18 protein-coding genes are annotated in these 17,572 nt (G+C 63.9%); 8 read left to right on the top strand and 10 right to left on the bottom strand.

Features of this window, described 5'->3' with window-relative positions:
• The first annotated feature begins 58 nt into the window (after positions 1-58).
• Positions 59-541 carry a glycine zipper domain-containing protein gene (locus E5221_RS01465; RefSeq protein WP_041506304.1) on the top strand — a complete coding sequence of 161 codons (483 nt, stop codon included), beginning with the start codon at positions 59-61 and terminating at the stop codon, positions 539-541.
• A 55-nt stretch (positions 542-596) separates the two neighbouring features.
• Here the strand turns inward: E5221_RS01465 and E5221_RS01460 are convergent, their stop codons facing one another.
• From E5221_RS01460 to hslO, 3 genes are all read right to left on the bottom strand, one after another.
• Complete coding sequence (locus E5221_RS01460) at positions 597-1,037, bottom strand: thioesterase family protein (RefSeq protein ID WP_061550686.1); 441 nt, start codon at positions 1,035-1,037, stop codon at positions 597-599.
• 232 nt (positions 1,038-1,269) lie between these two features.
• Positions 1,270-2,811 carry a phosphoenolpyruvate carboxykinase gene (locus E5221_RS01455; protein ID WP_061550685.1) on the bottom strand — a complete coding sequence of 514 codons (1,542 nt, stop codon included), beginning with the start codon at positions 2,809-2,811 and terminating at the stop codon, positions 1,270-1,272.
• A 179-nt stretch (positions 2,812-2,990) separates the two neighbouring features.
• Entirely contained in the window at positions 2,991-3,890 is a 900-nt protein-coding gene (hslO, locus tag E5221_RS01450) for an Hsp33 family molecular chaperone HslO (RefSeq protein WP_015268604.1), read from the bottom strand.
• A 123-nt stretch (positions 3,891-4,013) separates the two neighbouring features.
• Between hslO and E5221_RS01445 the strand changes: the two genes are divergently transcribed.
• Positions 4,014-4,808 (top strand): phosphatase PAP2 family protein, encoded by a 795-nt coding sequence (locus E5221_RS01445; RefSeq protein ID WP_247846789.1) that lies wholly within the window; start codon positions 4,014-4,016, stop codon positions 4,806-4,808.
• A gap of 192 nt (positions 4,809-5,000) precedes the next feature.
• On the opposite strand, the gene E5221_RS01440 is transcribed toward E5221_RS01445, so the two are convergent.
• Positions 5,001-5,402: a S4 domain-containing protein gene (locus E5221_RS01440; RefSeq protein WP_247846788.1), complete on the bottom strand. Its 402-nt coding sequence runs from the start codon at positions 5,400-5,402 to the stop codon at positions 5,001-5,003.
• Positions 5,403-5,544: 142 nt separating this feature from the next.
• Between E5221_RS01440 and E5221_RS01435 the strand changes: the two genes are divergently transcribed.
• Together E5221_RS01435 and rimK are read left to right on the top strand one after the other, a co-directional pair.
• Entirely contained in the window at positions 5,545-5,994 is a 450-nt protein-coding gene (locus tag E5221_RS01435) for an ATP-dependent zinc protease (protein ID WP_169774668.1), read from the top strand.
• Complete coding sequence (rimK, locus tag E5221_RS01430; RefSeq protein ID WP_013970455.1) at positions 5,991-6,896, top strand: 30S ribosomal protein S6--L-glutamate ligase; 906 nt, start codon at positions 5,991-5,993, stop codon at positions 6,894-6,896. The genes E5221_RS01435 and rimK overlap by 4 nt, the downstream gene beginning before the upstream one ends.
• Before the next feature lie 115 nt (positions 6,897-7,011).
• Here the strand turns inward: rimK and E5221_RS01425 are convergent, their stop codons facing one another.
• Both E5221_RS01425 and ompR read right to left on the bottom strand, forming a co-directional pair.
• Positions 7,012-8,325, bottom strand: a complete 1,314-nt coding sequence (locus tag E5221_RS01425) for an ATP-binding protein (protein ID WP_013970454.1) — start codon at positions 8,323-8,325, stop codon at positions 7,012-7,014.
• Positions 8,326-8,338: 13 nt separating this feature from the next.
• A complete protein-coding gene (gene ompR / locus E5221_RS01420) occupies positions 8,339-9,079 on the bottom strand; it encodes a two-component system response regulator OmpR (RefSeq protein WP_012270052.1) in 741 nt (246 codons plus the stop codon).
• 217 nt (positions 9,080-9,296) lie between these two features.
• Here ompR and E5221_RS01415 point away from each other — a divergent pair, with 217 nt between their 5' ends.
• The 4 genes from E5221_RS01415 (at position 9,297) to E5221_RS01400 (ending at position 14,367) form a co-directional block, all read left to right on the top strand.
• The gene (locus tag E5221_RS01415) at positions 9,297-11,621 is read left to right on the top strand and encodes a Tex family protein (protein ID WP_015268601.1); all 2,325 of its coding nucleotides are present in this window, start codon (positions 9,297-9,299) and stop codon (positions 11,619-11,621) included.
• Entirely contained in the window at positions 11,621-12,004 is a 384-nt protein-coding gene (locus E5221_RS01410) for a PaaI family thioesterase (protein WP_003257433.1), read from the top strand. The genes E5221_RS01415 and E5221_RS01410 overlap by 1 nt, the downstream gene beginning before the upstream one ends.
• A gap of 153 nt (positions 12,005-12,157) precedes the next feature.
• Positions 12,158-13,735: a glutamate--cysteine ligase gene (gshA, locus tag E5221_RS01405; RefSeq protein WP_247846787.1), complete on the top strand. Its 1,578-nt coding sequence runs from the start codon at positions 12,158-12,160 to the stop codon at positions 13,733-13,735.
• Entirely contained in the window at positions 13,735-14,367 is a 633-nt protein-coding gene (locus E5221_RS01400) for a TetR/AcrR family transcriptional regulator (protein ID WP_247846786.1), read from the top strand. Before gshA ends, E5221_RS01400 begins: the two co-directional genes overlap by 1 nt.
• 139 nt (positions 14,368-14,506) lie before the next feature.
• Here E5221_RS01400 and E5221_RS01395 read toward each other — a convergent pair whose 3' ends face one another.
• The 4 genes from E5221_RS01395 to ssuD all read right to left on the bottom strand — a co-directional run bounded on the left by E5221_RS01395 (position 14,507) and on the right by ssuD (position 17,528).
• On the bottom strand, positions 14,507-14,722 hold the full coding sequence (locus E5221_RS01395; RefSeq protein WP_003255829.1) for a molybdopterin-binding protein: 216 nt from the start codon (positions 14,720-14,722) through the stop codon (positions 14,507-14,509).
• 40 nt (positions 14,723-14,762) lie between these two features.
• Positions 14,763-15,575 (bottom strand): aliphatic sulfonates ABC transporter ATP-binding protein, encoded by an 813-nt coding sequence (ssuB, locus tag E5221_RS01390; protein ID WP_013970450.1) that lies wholly within the window; start codon positions 15,573-15,575, stop codon positions 14,763-14,765.
• Complete coding sequence (gene ssuC, locus E5221_RS01385; protein ID WP_247847716.1) at positions 15,572-16,318, bottom strand: aliphatic sulfonate ABC transporter permease SsuC; 747 nt, start codon at positions 16,316-16,318, stop codon at positions 15,572-15,574. Before ssuC ends, ssuB begins: the two co-directional genes overlap by 4 nt.
• 61 nt (positions 16,319-16,379) lie before the next feature.
• On the bottom strand, positions 16,380-17,528 hold the full coding sequence (ssuD, locus tag E5221_RS01380; protein ID WP_182329357.1) for an FMNH2-dependent alkanesulfonate monooxygenase: 1,149 nt from the start codon (positions 17,526-17,528) through the stop codon (positions 16,380-16,382).
• Positions 17,529-17,572: the final 44 nt, after the last annotated feature.

The raw sequence follows: 17,572 nt of genomic DNA, 5'->3' as shown, positions 1-17,572 counted from the left end.
TGCCAGCCGCGCCTGTAAGGCTCAAAAATCGCCCCGTCATCCTAATGAGGCTCTCTTGATGAAGAAGTACTCCTCGATACTGTTGTTGTCTTTCAGCTTGCTCAGCGGCGTTGCCATGGCAGGCGGCACCACCGAGGCCGGCATTGGCGGCGCATTGGGTGGGGTACTGGGCTCCGTGGTGGGCAACTCCATCGGTGGTAGCACCGGCGGCGCCATTGGTGCCGGCCTGGGCGGCGCGGCTGGCGGTGCCTTGGGTGCCGACAAGCATCAGCGTGGGGAAGCCGCAATCGGCGGCGCGCTGGGCGCAGCAGGCGGTAACGTGGTCGGCCGCTCCGTGGGCGGCACTACCGGTAGCTACATTGGCGCGGCAGCCGGCGGTGGTGCCGGTGGCGCACTGGGTAACTACATGGGTAAGGAGGCCGACAGAGACGATTACCACGAAGGCCGCCGCTACCGTCGTGGCTATGACGACGACCGCCGCCACTGGGACCGTGGCCATCATTACGGCCATCGCAAGCACAAGCGCCACTGGCGCGACTAACGCCTGAGGGCCCTGCCCCGGCAACAAAAGCCCCGCCCCTGCCAGCGGGGCTTTTTTATGCCTGCTGTTCCAGCACTACACCAGACAGGATCACCTGCAGCGTCTCTGGCAATGCCACTGGCCGGCCACTGGCGCGTTCGATGAACACCTGCACCACCGTGCCTGCCGCACACGCCTCCGGCTCCCCTGGGCGGAACAGGGCCAGGCGGTACTCCACCGTGCTGCCCGCCAGGCGCATCACCCCCAGCCCCACTTCCAGCACATCCGGGAAGCCGGGCAGCGCGTAGAAATCCGCCGCCGAACTGACCACGAAGGCCGCCAGCTCGCCGTCACGCAGGTCCAGTTCGGCCTGTTCGACGAGGAACGCCTGGATGGCGGTTTCGAAAAAGCCGTGCACGGTAGCACCGGCGACGTGGCCATTCAGGTCATTGTCCTGGGGGCGAGTGAGGATGGGGTGGAAGTGGGAGAAGGCAGTGCGCTGAGGGGATTCGGTCATCTGGCTGGCTCTTGTCTTCGCAATGAATGCTGACAGTGAAACAGAAAAACCGGTTTCCCGCTGCTTGTGCCGGCCTCTTCGCGGCTAAAGCCGCTCCCACAGGTACACCACCAACGTTGAATGCAGTGCAGTACCTGTAGGAGCGGCTTTAGCCGCGAAGAGGCCGGTGCAGGCAGTAGAAAACGAAAAGGCCGCCCGTTGGGGCGGCCTTTTCGTTACCGGCAAGCTCAGCTTACAGCTGCGGGCCAGCGGCCTTGATGGCGTCGGAAACTTCGAACTTCTTGAAGTTTTCGATGAACAGCTTGGCCAGGCCTTTGGCGGCCTCGTCGTAGGCAGCCTTGTCAGCCCAGTTGGTGCGCGGGTTGAGCAGCTCGGTATCAACGCCCGGAACGGCCTTAGGCACGTCCAGGTTGATGATGTCCAGGTGCTCGGTTTCGGCACCGATCAGCGCGCCGCTCTGGATCGCAGCGATCACGGCACGGGTGGTCGGGATGCTGAAGCGCTTGCCAACGCCGTAGCCACCGCCGGTCCAGCCGGTGTTGACCAGGTAGACCTTCGAGTCGAAGCCCTTGATACGCTTGATCAGCAGCTCGGCGTACTCGCCAGCCGGGCGCGGGAAGAACGGGGCGCCGAAGCAGGTGGAGAAAGTCGACTTGATACCGCTGCCCGAACCCATTTCGGTGGAACCGACCAGCGCGGTGTAGCCGGACAGGAAGTGGTAGGCCGCCTGCTCGTTGTTCAGGATCGAAACCGGAGGCAGAACACCAGTCAGGTCGCAGGTCAGGAAGATGACTGCGTTCGGCTCGCCACCCAGGTTCGCTGCGGAACGCTTGGCAACGTGCTCCAGCGGGTAGGCCGCACGGCTGTTCTGGGTCAGGCTGACATCGGTGTAGTCGGCGTGCTTGTTGGCGTCGAGGACGACGTTTTCCAGCACGGCGCCATGCTTGATGGCTTTCCAGATGACCGGCTCGTTCTTCTCGGACAAGTCGATGCACTTGGCGTAGCAGCCGCCTTCGATGTTGAAGACCACGCCCTCGCCCCAGCCGTGCTCGTCGTCACCGATCAGGTAACGGCTTTCGTCGGCCGACAGGGTGGTCTTGCCGGTGCCGGACAGGCCGAAGAACAGGGTCACATCGCCTGCTTCGCCGATGTTGGCGGCGCAGTGCATTGGCAGCACGTCGGCAGCCGGCAGCAGGAAGTTCTGCACCGAGAACATGGCTTTCTTCATTTCACCGGCGTAGCGCATGCCAGCGATCAGCACCTTCTTCTGGGCGAAGTTGATGATCACGCAACCATCGGAGTTGGTGCCGTCACGCTCAGGCTCGCACACGAAGTTGGCGACGTTGAGGACTTGCCACTCGCCACGGCCAGCCGGGTTGTACTGTTCCGGGTTGATGAACAGGCAACGACCGAACAGGTTCTGCCAGGCAGTCTGGGTGGTCATCTTCACCGGCAGGTAGTGCTCGGCGGCCGCCCCTACGTGAACGTAGGAAACGAAGTGATCCTGGGCGTTGTTGAACGCCTCGACGCGGTCCCACAGGGCATCGAACTTGTCGGCCGGGAACTTGCGGTTGATCGGGCCCCAGGAAATGGCGTCCTGGGTGGAAGGCTCTTCGACGATGAAACGGTCAGCCGGCGAACGGCCAGTACGGTGACCGGTCTCCACGACCAGTGCGCCAGTATCGGCTAGTACGCCTTCACCGCGTTGCAGCGCTTCTTTTACCAGCTCATCGACGCTCAGGTCGGTGTACACGGTGTTGTTGGCTTGCGTCATGAGATACCCCATCCGGCCCGAGGCCGAGTGCTCCAAACGTTTTGTAGTTGTCTTGAAAAAACTACTACAGCGAAAAAAGTGGCCGGATTATGCCAGAAACGCCCAAAAAAAGTAGGCCCCTCCTGTCAGAACTGCGCTTTTGCGCAATTCGACAGGAGATTGTCCTGTAGTTAAACGTTTCAGTGACGAGTTTCTGAGGCTACGTCAGTGCCGCCACCGGCAAACAGTTGCGCCACATCGCTGGCGTCGAAGAAATAGCGCTCGTTGCAGAACTGGCAATCGATCTCCACCTGCCCGCCGCATTCTTCAACCAGCGCCTTGGCATCGTGCTCGCCCAAACTGACCAGCGCATTGCCGGAACGTTCGCGAGAGCAGCTGCAGTTGAAGCGCAGCGGCTGGATATCGAACAGGCGCACGGCATCTTCGTGGTACAGGCGGTGCAGCAGAGTTTCGTTGTCCAGCGCCCACTCATCAGCCTTGAGCGTGGTGGCCAATGCCACAACGTGCTGCCAGCTTTCTTCACGCTCTTCATCGTCCGGCTGGCGATCGCGCGGCAGTTGCTGCAGCAGCAGGCCACGGGCCTTGCCGCCTTCGGCGTTGAGCCAGAAGCGCGTGTTGAGCTGTTGCGACTGGACGAAGTAGTTGGTGAAGCACTCCGACAGGGTGGCGCCGTCGAGGTCGACGGTGCCTTGGTAGCGCTGGCCCTTGACCGGATCGATGGTCAGGGTCAGGTGGCCGTCGGGCATCAGCTGCGACAGGGTCGCATCCGCCGGGATCTGGTCCGCTTCGTAACGGGCCATGCCACGGATGTCCCGGTCACCGGAACATTCGACCATCAACAGCGGGATCGGCCCTGCGGAACGCGCCTGCAGAATCAGCAGGCCGTCGAACTTCAGCGCCCCCACCAGCAAGGCGGTGGCGGCCATCAGCTCGCCCAGCAGTGCCTGCACCGGCTGCGGGTACTCATGACGCGCCAGCACCGCGGCGTAGCTGTCATCGAGAGACACCCACTCGCCGCGCACATCGCGCTCGTCGAAGATGAAACGTTGGGTGAAATCGGTATCAGGCAAGTCGCTCATAGGTTTTGGCTATCTGAAAAATGATGACAAAATGGTTACAAGGGTTGTCGGAAAAACATGCGAGAACCCCGTGACAGAGCGCTCACAAGGCGCTCCGATTCCTGTTTGCAATAGAGGTATTTTATGGACAATCGACCACTGTTCCAAGCAAGGTGGTCCTGGGGGCCATTGGCAGCCTGTACGCTGCTTCCTATCGCTCTACTGTGTTTCTGGTTATGGCCCATTGGCCAGATCTTGTGCCTGACTTTCGACGAGTGGCTGTTCCACAGCCTGAATGCGCCGCTGGCCGACAACACCACCTGGCGCTACATCTGGACCGTCGGTAGCCTGCGGCCATTCGACATCGTCGTCGGCCTGATCCTTCTGGCAGTGCTTATCCGTGGCGACTGGGTGTTCAAGGCAACCCAGGTCCGCCAGGCCTTTTTCGGCTTCCTGGTCACGCTAATCCTCTTAGTGGTGATTCGCGCGCTGTTTTCCAAGTGGGTGGATGCAGCCGGCTGGCAGCACAAGAGCCCTTCGATGATGTTCGACGAGGTGGTGCACCTCAGCGACTACTATCCGAACCTGGAGGCGGCCTGGGAGCTCAAGGACCGTTCCAGCAAGAGTTTCCCGGGGGATCATGCCTCGGTGCTGCTGGTCTGGGCGCTGTTCATGAGCGTGTTCAGCCGCCGCCTGGTGCAGTACCTGGTGGTCTGGGGGTTGGCGGTTTTGTTCATGTTGCCGCGCCTGGTGGCCGGTGCCCACTGGGGGCAGGATGACTACATCGGCGGGCTGCTGATGGCGGTGCTGGCGTTGGGCTGGAGTTGTTTCACGCCGCTGGCGGCCAAAGGGAGTGCGGTGCTGCTGCGCTGGACGGCGCCGGTGTTCGCGATCATGGCCAAGGTACCGCTGGTCGGGCGCTTGACGGTGACCCGCTAGATCCTTGGGGCTACTGCGTAGCCCATCGCGGCACAAGGCCGCTCCTACAGGGGCGCAGGCCTTAGGCCTTGTGCTGGCTGCCGTTGCCTCATCGCCGGCAAGCCAGCTCCCACAGGGATTGCACAAGTTTCAGGGCTTGCGCAGTACCTGTGGGAGCTGGCTTGCCGGCGATGAGCCGCAAAGCGGCCCCGGCTATTCGAAGCTCCCATACAACTGGTGAATCTGCCGCCGCTGCTTCTTGGTCGGCCGCCCATCGGTGGTCACGCCCATCGCCCCGGCCTTGCGCAGTTCCGCCGCCTGTTCACGCCGGCGCACGCTGTCCTCGGTCTCTTCGTACAACGTCTGCGCCTCTGGCGCCCCACGCCGCACCACCGACAGAGCCTTCACCACCACGGTGCGCTCGTCGAACCCGGTGCGCAGCACGAACTCGTCACCCACCCGCGGCTCCTTGCCCGGCTTGCAGCGCTCACCCCGGCAATGCACCTTGCCGCTCTCGATCGCCGCCTTGGCCAGCGCGCGAGTCTTGTAGAAGCGTGCCGCCCACAGCCATTTGTCCAGGCGGACCTTGTCGTCGTCTTCGGCTTTTTGTGCCATCCCGTTACCTCGAACGCTGTGTTTCATCGAACTGTACTACCGTAACGATCGGATGCAAAAAATCCCCGCCGTGCTTACAGTTCACCACCTCATCCGCAGGGTGCGTTTCGTGAAGACATTTGACCATTTGACTGTGATCGGCCTGCGCGAGTGGGTCGCCCTGCCCGACCTCGGCGTGGCCGGGCTGCGCGCCAAGATCGACACTGGTGCCAGCACCTCCAGCCTGCACGCCACCGAGGTGGAACCGTTCGAGCGCGACGGCCAGCCCTGGGTCCGCTTTACCGCACATCTTGGCTCGGTGGTGCAGTTGCGCCACCGCCGCTGCGAGGCACCGCTGGTGACCATGAAAACCATCAAGAGCTCCAACGGCCAGGCCCAGACCCGCTATGTCATCCGCACGTCACTGGCCCTGGGCGATGGTGTGTGGGAAGTGGAGTTCACCCTGGCCTGCCGCAAGAACATGCGTTATCGCCTGTTGCTGGGTTCCAAGGCCCTGATCCATGGTCAGCTGGTGGTCAACCCTGGCCTCAAATACGTACAAGACAAACCGGCCTTCCCGGCCACCCTTTCTACTGCCACAGGTGCTGCATGAAGATCGCTGTGCTGTCGCGCAATCCGCGTCTGTATTCCACCCGCCGCCTGGTCGAAGCCGGTACCCAGCGGGGCCACGAAATGGTGGTGATCGACACCCTGCGGGCCTACATGAACATTGCCAGCCACAAACCGCAGATCCACTACCGCGGCAAGCCGCTGGAAGGCTTCGACGCGGTGATCCCGCGCATCGGTGCATCGGTGACCTTCTATGGCTGCGCAGTGCTGCGCCAGTTCGAGATGATGGGTGTGTATCCGCTCAACGAGTCGGTAGCGATAGCCCGCTCCCGCGACAAGCTGCGTTCACTGCAATTGCTGTCGCGGCGCGGCATCGGCCTGCCGATTACCGGTTTCGCCCACTCGCCGGACGACATCCCCGACCTGATCCAGATGGTCAACGGCGCCCCGCTGGTGATCAAGGTACTGGAAGGTACACAGGGCATCGGCGTGGTGCTGTGCGAAACCACCAAGGCCGCCGAATCGGTGATCGAGGCGTTCATGGGGTTGAAGCAGAACATCATGGTGCAGGAATACATCAAGGAAGCGGGTGGCGCGGATATCCGCTGCTTCGTGGTCGGCGACAAGGTCATCGCGTCGATGAAGCGCCAGGCCAAGCCGGGCGAATTCCGCTCCAACCTGCACCGCGGTGGGGTGGCCAGCCTGATCAAGATCACCCCGGAAGAACGCATGACCGCCATTCGCGCGGCCAAGGTGATGGGCTTGAGTGTGGCGGGTGTGGATATCCTGCGCTCCAACCACGGGCCGCTGGTGATGGAGGTGAACTCATCGCCGGGGCTGGAAGGCATCGAAGTGACCACCGGCAAGAACGTGGCCGCCATGATCATCGAGCATCTGGAGAAGAATGGCGGGCCTAATCAGACTCGGACCAAGGGTAAGGGCTGAGATTTTGGGGCTGCTGCGCAGCCCATTCGCAGCACAAGGCTGCTCCTACAAGGGATCTCGCCCCCCTGTAGGAGCGGCCTTGTGTCGCGAAAGGGCCGCAAAGCGGCCCCGGCAATCACACGGCATTACGCGGTAGCAACAGCCCCAAAGGCAACCGTACCCGCGCCTCGATCCCACCCCCGGACCGATTGCGCAACTCCACATTCCCGCCATGCTGCGCCGCGATCCGCTTGACGATCGCCAGCCCCAGCCCGGTGCCCTTGCCCCCCCGGGCCCGGTCACCACGAATGAACGGGTTGAAGATGGTCTCCAGCTCCGACTCGTCGATCCCCGTCCCGCGGTCCAGCACGCTCAGCACCACATACGGCGCACTCTCGTCGCCCGACACATAGGCGGCCACCTCGACCCCTTTGCCGGCGTGGTGCAGGGCATTGCCGATCAGGTTGCCCAGCATGCGTTTGAGCGAAACCCGGCGCAGCGGGAACGGTGGGATCGGCTCCAGGCACAACCGCACCCGTTCTTCCGGCTGGTTGTACGGCGCCACCACTTCGCGCACCAGGTCGGCCAGGTCGACCTCCTCAACCGGCTCGTCACGCCCATCGCGGATAAAGGCCAGGAACTGGTCGAGGATCGCGTCCATGTCCTCGATATCGCGGACCATGTCATCACTCAGTTCGCTGTCGCTGTCCAGCAACGACAACGACAGGCGCAGGCGCGTCAGCGGTGTACGCAGGTCGTGGGAAACCCCGGCCAGCATCAGCTCGCGCTCGCGCCCGGCCTGCTCGACATCCTCGGCCATCTGGTTGAAGGCCTTGTACACCTCGGTCATCTCGCTGGGCGTATCGCTGATCGGCAGGCGCACGCTGCGCCCCTGGCCCAGCTGCCGGGCGGCGAACACCAGGCGCTTGAGCGGCTGGTTCAGCTGGCGCACGAAGATCCAGGCCGAAGCTGTGGACAACAGGCCGATGGCCAGGAACCAACCCAGCACGTTCCAGATCTTCTGCCCTCGCAGCGGGTGCGGGTACAGCGGTACCTTCAACCAGCCCGGCCCCAGGCTTGGCGCATTGACCCACAACGCCGGCGGCGCATGAATGCGCAGCCGTACCTCGGTGTCTTCACCCAACTCGGCCTGCATCTGCCGTTGGTAGATTTCGCTGTAGGGCCAGTGCTGCTCACCCTCGGGCACGCCCGAGCCGGTGACCCGGATAAGGCCTGCCGCTTCGGCGATCTTGTCGCGGTTTTCTTCGTCGGCCGCCCAATAGGCGCGCAGGGTCAGCGCAACACCGTGGCTGTACTGACGGTCGACCAGCACGTCCTCGTTCATCAGCAGGTAGACCAGGGTCAAGGCCTTGGAGAACAGGACGACGATCAACACCAGCCACAGGGTGCGGGCGAAGAAACTTTGCGGAAACCAGAGCGGTGTTTTCATCGACGGCGCGGCATCATTTACCGGCGTTTCCGTCCGGCACGAACACGTAGCCCACGCCCCACACGGTCTGGATATAACGCGGCTTGGACGGGTCCGGCTCGATCATGCGGCGCAGACGCGAGATCTGCACGTCGATGGAGCGTTCCAGCGCATCCCATTCACGGCCACGCGCCAGGTTCATCAGCTTGTCGCGGGTCAGCGGCTCGCGCGCGTGCATCACCAGCGCCTTGAGCACGGCGAACTCGCCGGTAGTAAGCATGTGCACTTCATCGCCACGCTTGAGTTCGCGGGTGGCCAGCGACAGCTCGTAATCGCCGAAGGTGACCGACTCGTCTTCGCTACCCGGCGCACCCGGCACGCTCGGTGCCTGGCGGCGCAGCACGGCCTTGACCCGGGCCATCAGCTCGTCCGGGTTGAACGGCTTGCCCAGGTAGTCGTCTGCGCCCAGCTCCAGGCCCTTGATACGGCTGAGCTCGTCACCCTTGGCGGTGAGCATGATGATCGGGATCTGGTTGTTCTGCTGGCGCAGGCGCTTGCACGCCGACAGGCCATCCTCGCCGGGCAGCATCAGGTCGAGCACCACCAGGTTGAACACCTCACGCTGCAGCAGGCGGTCCATCTGCTCGGTGTTGGGCACCGCACGGGCACGGTAGCCCTTGCTGGTGAAGAAACGTTCCAGCAGGCTGCTCAGCCCCGGGTCGTCGTCGACGATGAGAATCTTGTCACCTTCAGCGGTGTTTGGCGTGCCGGTCATGAATAACTCCTCTGATATCGCCGCGCATTATGGCGTAGCCATTGCTGCACGTTGCGTGAGCATTGTTAGCAGATTTTTCCCCCGGCGCCAGTTCCGGCTGGCCGGGCGCCATCACCGCAAGCCGTTTGCGATGGGTATAATGCGCGGCTTTCATCCAGCGCCGCCGGGCGACAGGCCCACAGGCGACCCCCGTATTCACAAATGTCAGGTGGTTTACATGGACAGCATCAACAGCCGTATCGCCGAGGAACTGGGCGTACGCCCCCAGCAGGTCGAGGCGGCCGTGGGCCTGTTGGACGAAGGCTCGACCGTGCCCTTCATCGCCCGCTACCGCAAGGAAGTGACCGGTAGCCTGGACGACACCCAGCTGCGCCATCTGGAAGAGCGCCTGCGCTACCTGCGCGAACTCGACGAGCGCCGTGCCAGCATCCTGGCCAGCATCGAGGAGCAGGGCAAGCTGACCCCGGAACTGGCCCGCGAGATCAAGCTGGCCGATACCAAGACCCGCCTCGAAGACCTGTACCTGCCGTACAAGCAGAAGCGCCGCACCAAGGGCCAGATCGCCCTGGAAGCCGGCCTCGGCGAGCTGGCTGACGGCCTGTTCAACAACCCAGACCTTGCCCCGGAAAGCGAAGCCGCACGCTTCGTCAACGCCGACAAGGGCGTGGCCGACGTCAAGGCCGCGCTGGAAGGCGCCAAGTACATCCTCATGGAGCGCTTCGCCGAGGACGCCGCCCTGCTCGACAAGCTGCGCAGCTTCCTCAAGCAGGAGTCGGTGCTCAGCGCCCGCGTCGTGCCTGGCAAGGAAGAGGAAGGCGCCAAGTTCCGTGACTACTTCGCCCATGACGAACTGCTGCGCAACGCCCCGTCGCACCGCGCCCTGGCAATTTTCCGCGGGCGTAACGAAGGCGTGCTGAGCGCCTCGCTGAAGGTGGGCGAAGAACTGCCCGGCACCTTGCACCCGTGCGAATTGATGATCGGCAACCACGTCGGCATCGAGAACCGCAACCGCCCGGCCGACAAGTGGCTGGGTGAAGTGGTGCGCTGGACCTGGAAGGTCAAGCTCTACACCCACCTGGAAACCGACCTGTTCGGCGAGCTGCGCGACAACGCGGAAGGCGAGGCGATCAATGTGTTCGCCCACAACCTGCACGACCTGCTGCTGGCCGCCCCGGCCGGCCCGCGCGCCACCCTGGGCTTCGACCCGGGCCTGCGTACCGGCTGCAAGATCGCCGTGGTCGATGCCACAGGCAAGTTGCTGGACCACACCACGGTCTACCCGCACGCGCCGAAGAACGACTGGGACCGCACCATTTCGATCATGGCTGCGCTGTGCGCCAAGCACTCGGTGGAGCTGATCGCCATCGGCAACGGCACCGCCAGCCGCGAAAGCGACAAGCTGGTGGCGGAGCTGGTCAAGAAGTACCCAGCGCTGAAGATCACCAAGATCATGGTTTCCGAGGCCGGCGCTTCGGTGTATTCCGCATCGGAACTGGCCGCCCGCGAATTCCCGGACCTGGACGTGTCGATCCGTGGCGCCGTGTCGATTGCCCGCCGCCTGCAGGACCCGCTGGCCGAGCTGGTGAAGATCGACCCGAAATCCATCGGTGTCGGCCAGTACCAGCATGACGTGTCGCAGCTGAAACTGGCGCGCGGCCTGGACGCCGTGGTCGAGGACTGCGTGAACGCCGTGGGCGTGGACGTCAACACCGCCTCGGTGGCCCTGCTGACGCGCATCTCCGGCCTTAACGCTACCCTGGCGCAGAACATCGTCGCCCACCGCGATGCCAACGGCCCGTTCGCCACTCGCGCGGCACTGAAAAAGGTCAGCCGCCTGGGTGAGAAAACCTTCGAACAGGCCGCCGGCTTCCTGCGTGTGATGAACGGCGACAACCCGCTGGATGCCTCCGCGGTGCACCCCGAGGCCTACCCGCTGGTGCAACGGATTGCCGCCGATACCGGCCGTGACATCCGCTCGCTGATCGGTGACAGCAGCTTCCTCAAGCGCCTGGACCCGAAGAAATTTACCGATGAAACCTTCGGCCTGCCGACCGTCACCGACATCCTGCAGGAACTGGACAAGCCTGGCCGCGACCCACGCCCCGAATTCAAGACCGCCACCTTCCAGGACGGCGTCGAAGACCTCAAGGACCTGGAACCGGGCATGATCCTCGAAGGCGTGGTGACCAACGTCACCAACTTCGGCGCCTTCGTCGACATCGGCGTGCACCAGGACGGCCTGGTGCACATTTCGGCGCTGTCGGAGAAGTTCATCAAGGACCCGCGTGAAGCGGTCAAGGCCGGCGACGTGGTCAAGGTCAAGGTCATGGAAGTGGACATCCCGCGCAAGCGTGTCGGCCTGTCCATGCGCATGAGCGACACCCCTGGCGAGAAGGTCGATGGCAACCGCGGCGGTAACCGTGGCAATGGCGGCAACCGCCAGCAGCAGGCGCCGCGCCAGCGCGAAACCGCCACCGCAGCACCGGCCAACAACGCCATGGCAGCCCTGTTCGCCAACGCCAAGCAGCTGAAGAAGAAGTGATGGACGTTCCACGCGAATACGTCGAAAGCGCCTTCAGCCAGCTCCTCGGCTGCCGCCTGCAACGCCTGGAGACAGGTGTTGCCGAGGTAGCCCTGGCGCTCGAGCCGCACTTGCGCAACCGTGGCCAGAAGCTGCACGGCGGGGCGATCTTCAGCCTGGTGGACATCGCCATGGGCCTGGCCTGCTCGGCCAGCCATGGCTTCGACCAGCAAAGCGTCACCATCGAGTGCAAGATCAACTACATGCGCGCCGTCAGTGACGGCGAGGTGCTGTGCACCGCCCGCGTGCTGCACGCCGGGCGGCGAACCCTGGTGGTCGACGCCGACGTAGTTCAGGGCGACAAGCTGGTGGCGAAAGCGCAAGGAACCTTCGCGGTTCTCTAGCTCACCAAGCATTATCTGCGGTATTTTCAGCAGTGCGCTGGCACTGCTGGATCCGCGTTAACCAGGCGACAACGCCAGTTCCTTTCTTCCTACCCTTGTAGACCGTTATCTCTACCCCCATATTGGGGCGACTGACGCGTGAAGGAATACATCTTGAGCGACCTCCTCAACCGCCGCCTGAGCCTGCTCGGCGCCAATCTTCCCCTGCTCAAGCAGTGCCTGCACGGTATTGAGCGCGAATGTCTGCGCGTGACCGACGAAGGTCGCCTGGCCCAGACCCCGCATCCGCAAGCCCTGGGATCGGCGCTGACCAACGAGCAGATCACCACCGATTATTCCGAGTCGCTGCTGGAGTTCATCACCCCGGCCCTTCCCGACCCGGCCAAGGTGCTGGAAAGCCTCGAAGAGACCCACCGTTTCGTCTACAGCAAGCTGGGCGACGAATACCTGTGGAGCCCGTCGATGCCTTGCACGCTGCCGGCCGAGGAGGACATCCCGATCGCCGAGTACGGCAGCTCGAACATCGGCAAGCTCAAGCACGTCTACCGCAAGGGCCTGGCCCTGCGCTACGGCCGCACCATGCAGTGCATCGCCGGTATCCATTACAACTTCTCGCTGCCCGAAGCGCTGTGGCCGTTGCTGCGCGCCGCAGAAGGCGGCAACGAGAGCGACCGCGACTACCAGTCGTCGGCCTATATCGCGCTGATCCGCAATTTCCGCCGCTACAGCTGGCTGCTGATGTACCTGTTCGGCGCCTCCCCGGCCCTGGACAAAGGCTTCCTGCGTGGTCGCCCGCACCAGCTCGAAGAGCTGGACGCCGAAACCCTGTACCTGCCCTACGCCACCAGCCTGCGCATGAGCGACCTGGGCTACCAGAGCAACGCCCAGGCCGGCCTCACGCCGTGCTACAACAACCTGGCCAGCTACACCGACAGCCTGCGCAAGGCGGTGGGCACGCCCTACCCGCCTTACGTCGAAGTCGGCACGCACGTGGATGGCGAGTGGGTACAGCTGAACACCAACATCCTGCAGATCGAAAACGAGTACTACTCGAACATTCGCCCCAAGCGCGTCACCTACACCGGCGAGCGGCCGATCCAGGCCCTGACCTCGCGCGGCGTGCAGTACGTGGAAGTGCGTTGCCTGGACATCAACCCGTTCCTGCCGGTGGGCATCGACCTGACCGAGGCGCGCTTCCTCGACGCGTTCCTGCTGTTCTGCGCGCTGGAAGACAGCCCGCAACTGGACAACGGCGAATGCGGCCAGTGCACCAACAACTTCCTGACCGTGGTCAAGGAAGGCCGTCGCCCGGGCCTGGAACTGCGCCGCAATGGCCAGCCGATCGGCCTGAAGGCCTGGGCCAGCGAGCTGATCGAGCGTATCCGGCCACTGGCCGATCTGCTCGACCAGGCGCAAGGCGGTGCAGAGCACGGCAATGCCCTGGATGCCCAGCAGGCCAAGGTCGACGACGCCTCGCTGACCCCGTCGGCCCAAGTGCTGGCGCGCATGACCGAGCATAACGAAAGCTTCGTCAAGTTCGCCCTGCGCCAGAGTCGTATTCACGCCGAAACCTTCCGCGAGCAGCCACTGCCGGTCGAACGCCAGCAGGCCTTCGAAACCCTCGCCCGCGACTCGCTGGCCGAGCAGTCGCGCCTGGAACAGCAGGAAGTCGGCGACTTCGACCTGTTCGTCGGCGCCTACCAGGCCAGCATCCTGGCGATCAGCAACTGATGACCCGCACTACCACCCCGCGCAAGCCGCGCGCCAGCAGCCAGGCCAGGATCGAGGCGATCCTGGCTGCTGCACGCGAGTTGCTGGCCGAGCTGGGGGTGGCGAGCCTGTCGATCTACAGCGTGGCCGAGCGCGCACAGATACCACCGTCGTCGGTGTACCACTTCTTCGCCAGTGTGCCGGCGCTGCTGGAGGCGTTGACGGCCGATGTGCACCGGGCCTTTCGGGAAGCGCTGAGCGCGCCGATCGACAGCAGTGCGTTCAACACCTGGCACGAGCTGTCACGGCTGATCGAGCAGCGGATGCTGGATATCTACAACGAGGACGCGGCGGCGCGGCAGCTGATCCTGGCCCAGCATGGCCTGAGCGAAGTGGTGCAGGCCGACCGGCAGCACGACATGGAACTGGGCGACTTGATGCACAAGTTGTTCGACCAGCATTTTCATCTGCCCGTGATGCCGGCGGATGTGGACGTGTTTGCCCTGGCCATGGAATTGAGCGACCGGGTGTATGCGCGGTCGGTGCAGTTGCATGAATCGATCACCCCGCGCATGGCCGAGGAAGGCAAGCGAGTGTTCGAGGCGTATCTGGGGTTGTATCTACCGCCATTTCTGGCGAAGCGTTCCAGCTGAGATCATTGGGGCCGCTGTGCGGCCCTTCGCGGGCACGCCCGCTCCCACAGGGTCCGCGCAAAACCTGAAACCTGCGCAGTACCTGTGGGAGCGGGCGTGCCCGCGAAGGGCTGCACAGCAGCCCCATGGTCCACACCCATCACAGCTTCGCGATGGACACTTCAGTCGATTTCACGAAGGCAATCACTTCACTGCCCACCTGCAGCTCCAGCTCACGCACGGAGCGGGTGGTGATGACCGAAGTGACGATGCCCGAGGCGGTCTGCACGTCGATTTCCGACAGTACCGGGCCTTCCAGAATTTCCTTCACGGTGCCTTTGAACTGGTTGCGAACGTTGATGGCTTTGATGGTCATGATTTGATTCCTTCTCTATGGCTTCAGTCTGGTAAGTGAGTCAGTGCGCCCAGCGCAGTTGCGTGGGCAAAGGGGCTACAGGATCCGGCTCGGGCGCAGCGCCCGGGGCCGACAGAACACGGTTGAGCACTTCGCTTTCCAGCGCGGCCAGGCGGTGCGAACCACGCGCCCGAGGCCGTGCCAGGTCGACAGTGAGGTCGAGCCCGACTTCGCCGTCCTCGATCAGGATCACCCGGTCAGCCACGGCGACTGCCTCGCTGACATCGTGGGTAACCAGCAACACGGTGAAGCCGTGCTGACGCCACAGGCGTTCGATCAGTTGCTGCATCTCGATACGGGTCAATGCATCCAGCGCACCGAGCGGCTCGTCCAGCAGCAGCAGGCGCGGCTGGTGAATCAGCGCCCGGGCCAGGGCCACACGCTGCTTCTGGCCACCTGACAGAGCCGCCGGCCATTCATTGGCGCGATCGGCCAGGCCAACCGACTCCAACGCTTCCAGCGCGCGCGGGCGCCAGTCGCCAGACAGGCCCAGGCCAACGTTGTCGATCACCTTCTTCCATGGCAGCAGGCGCGCATCCTGGAACATCAGGCGGGTTTCTTCGCGGGCCTGTTCCAGCGGCGCGGCACCGGCCAGCAACTGGCCTGCAGTGGGCTGGTCGAGACCGGCCAGCAGGCGCAGCAAGGTGCTCTTGCCGCAGCCACTACGGCCGACGATCGCGACGAACTGGCCGGCAGGAATATGCAGCTCGATCCCCTTCAGCACTTCGCGCTGGCCAAAGGTCTTGCGCAGGCCGCTGGAAGCCAGCGGGATGCCACGCAGCAGGCGTGGCGGCTGTTCCTTGAGTACGGTCATGCGCCCTCCTTCTTCGCCGCTTGATAGGCCGGGTGCCAGCGCAGCCACACTCGCTCCAGGCCCCGGGCTGCGATGTCGGCAAGCTTGCCGAGCACGGCATACAGGACGATGGCCAGCACCACCACGTCGGTCTGCAGGAACTCGCGGGCGTTCATCGCCAGGTAACCAATGCCGGCATTGGCCGAAATGGTTTCGGCAACGATCAAGGTCAGCCACATGAAGCCCAGGGCAAAGCGCACGCCTACCAGGATCGAAGGCAATGCTCCGGGCAGGATCACCTGGCGGAACAGGCTGAAGCCGGACAAGCCATAGCTACGCGCCATTTCCACCAGCGCCGGGTCGACGTTGCGGATGCCGTGGTAGGTGTTCAGGTAGATCGGGAACAGCGTGCCCAGCGCCACCAGGAAGATCTTTGCCGACTCGTCGATACCGAACCACAGGATCACCAGCGGGATCAGCGCCAGGTGCGGCACGTTGCGGATCATCTGCACCGAGCTGTCGAGCAGGCGTTCGCCCCAGTTCGACAGGCCGGTGATGAAGCCCAGCACCAAGCCGATGCTGCCACCGATGACGAAGCCCAGCCCGGCACGCCAGCCACTGATGGCCAGGTGGGTCCAGATCTCGCCGCTGCGCACCAGCTCGACGCCGGCGCTGACCACGGCGCTGGGCGCGGGCAGAATGCGCGTCGACAGCCAGCCGGCGCTGACCGCCAGTTGCCAGGCAGCCAGCAGCAGTACCGGCAGCGCTCATGGCGCCAGGCGCTGGCCAAGGTTGTTGGAAGTTGCACGACTCATGGCCTGGCCCTCAGCTCTGTGCAACGGACTTGGGCAGGATGTCGTTGGCCACCATTTCGCCAAACGGGCTCACATAGCCGCCGGCCTTGGCTTGGTCCGGGCGTTGCACATCCAGGTGCGGGAACAGCAGCTCGGCCACCCGGTACGACTCTTCCAGATGCGGGTAGCCGGAGAAGATGAAGGTATCGATGCCCAGCTCGGCGTATTCCTTGACGCGTGCCGCGACGGTCGGGCCATCCCCCACCAGCGCGGTACCGGCACCGCCACGCACCAGGCCGACACCGGCCCACAGGTTGGGGCTGACCTCCAGCTTGTCACGGTTGCCGTTGTGCAGGGCGGCCATGCGTTGCTGGCCGACCGAGTCGAAGCGCGCCAGCGAGGCCTGGGCGCGAGCGATGGTGTCGTCGTCCAGGTGCGAGATGAGCTTGTCGGCAGCGGCCCAGGCTTCTTCGTTGGTTTCCCGCACGATCACGTGCAGGCGGATGCCGAAGCGCACTTCGCGACCCTGAGCAGCGGCTTTCGCACGCACCTGGGCGATTTTTTCAGCGACAGCACTCGGCGGCTCGCCCCAGGTCAGGTACAGCTCGACCTGCTCGGCGGCCAGGTCCTGTGCGGCTTCGGAGGAACCACCGAAATACAGTGGCGGGCGTGGTTGCTGGATCGGCGGGTAGAGCAGCTTGGCGCCCTTCACCTGGATGTGCTTGCCGTTGTAGTCGACCACCTCGCCTTCCAGCACCTTGCGCCAGATACGGGTGAACTCTACAGAGGCTTCATAACGTTCCTGATGGTTCAGGTGCAGGCCGTCACCGGCCAACTCGTCCGGGTCACCACCGGTCACCAGGTTGAACAGCGCGCGGCCGTTGGACAGCCGATCAAGGGTTGCTGCCTGGCGTGCCGCCACGGTCGGCGAAATGATCCCGGGGCGCAGGGCGACCAGGAACTTCAGCCGCTGGGTCACCGGGATCAGCGATGCCGCGACCAGCCAGGAGTCCTCGCAGGAGCGCCCGGTAGGGATCAGCACGCCGCCAAAGCCGAGCCGGTCGGCCGCCTGGGCGATCTGCTGCAGGTAGCCATGGTCGACGGCGCGCGCGCCATCGGAGGTGCCCAGGTACTTGCCGTCACCGTGGGTAGGAAGAAACCAGAAGATGTCAAGGCTCATTGGAGTTGTCTCCTCAAGGGGGCTCAGCCAGGGCGGCGCCCCGG

Source organism: Pseudomonas sp. A2 (assembly GCF_023100865.1).
GTDB lineage: Bacteria > Pseudomonadota > Gammaproteobacteria > Pseudomonadales > Pseudomonadaceae > Aquipseudomonas > Aquipseudomonas asiatica.
This window is presented reverse-complemented; position numbering and strand designations above follow the sequence as displayed.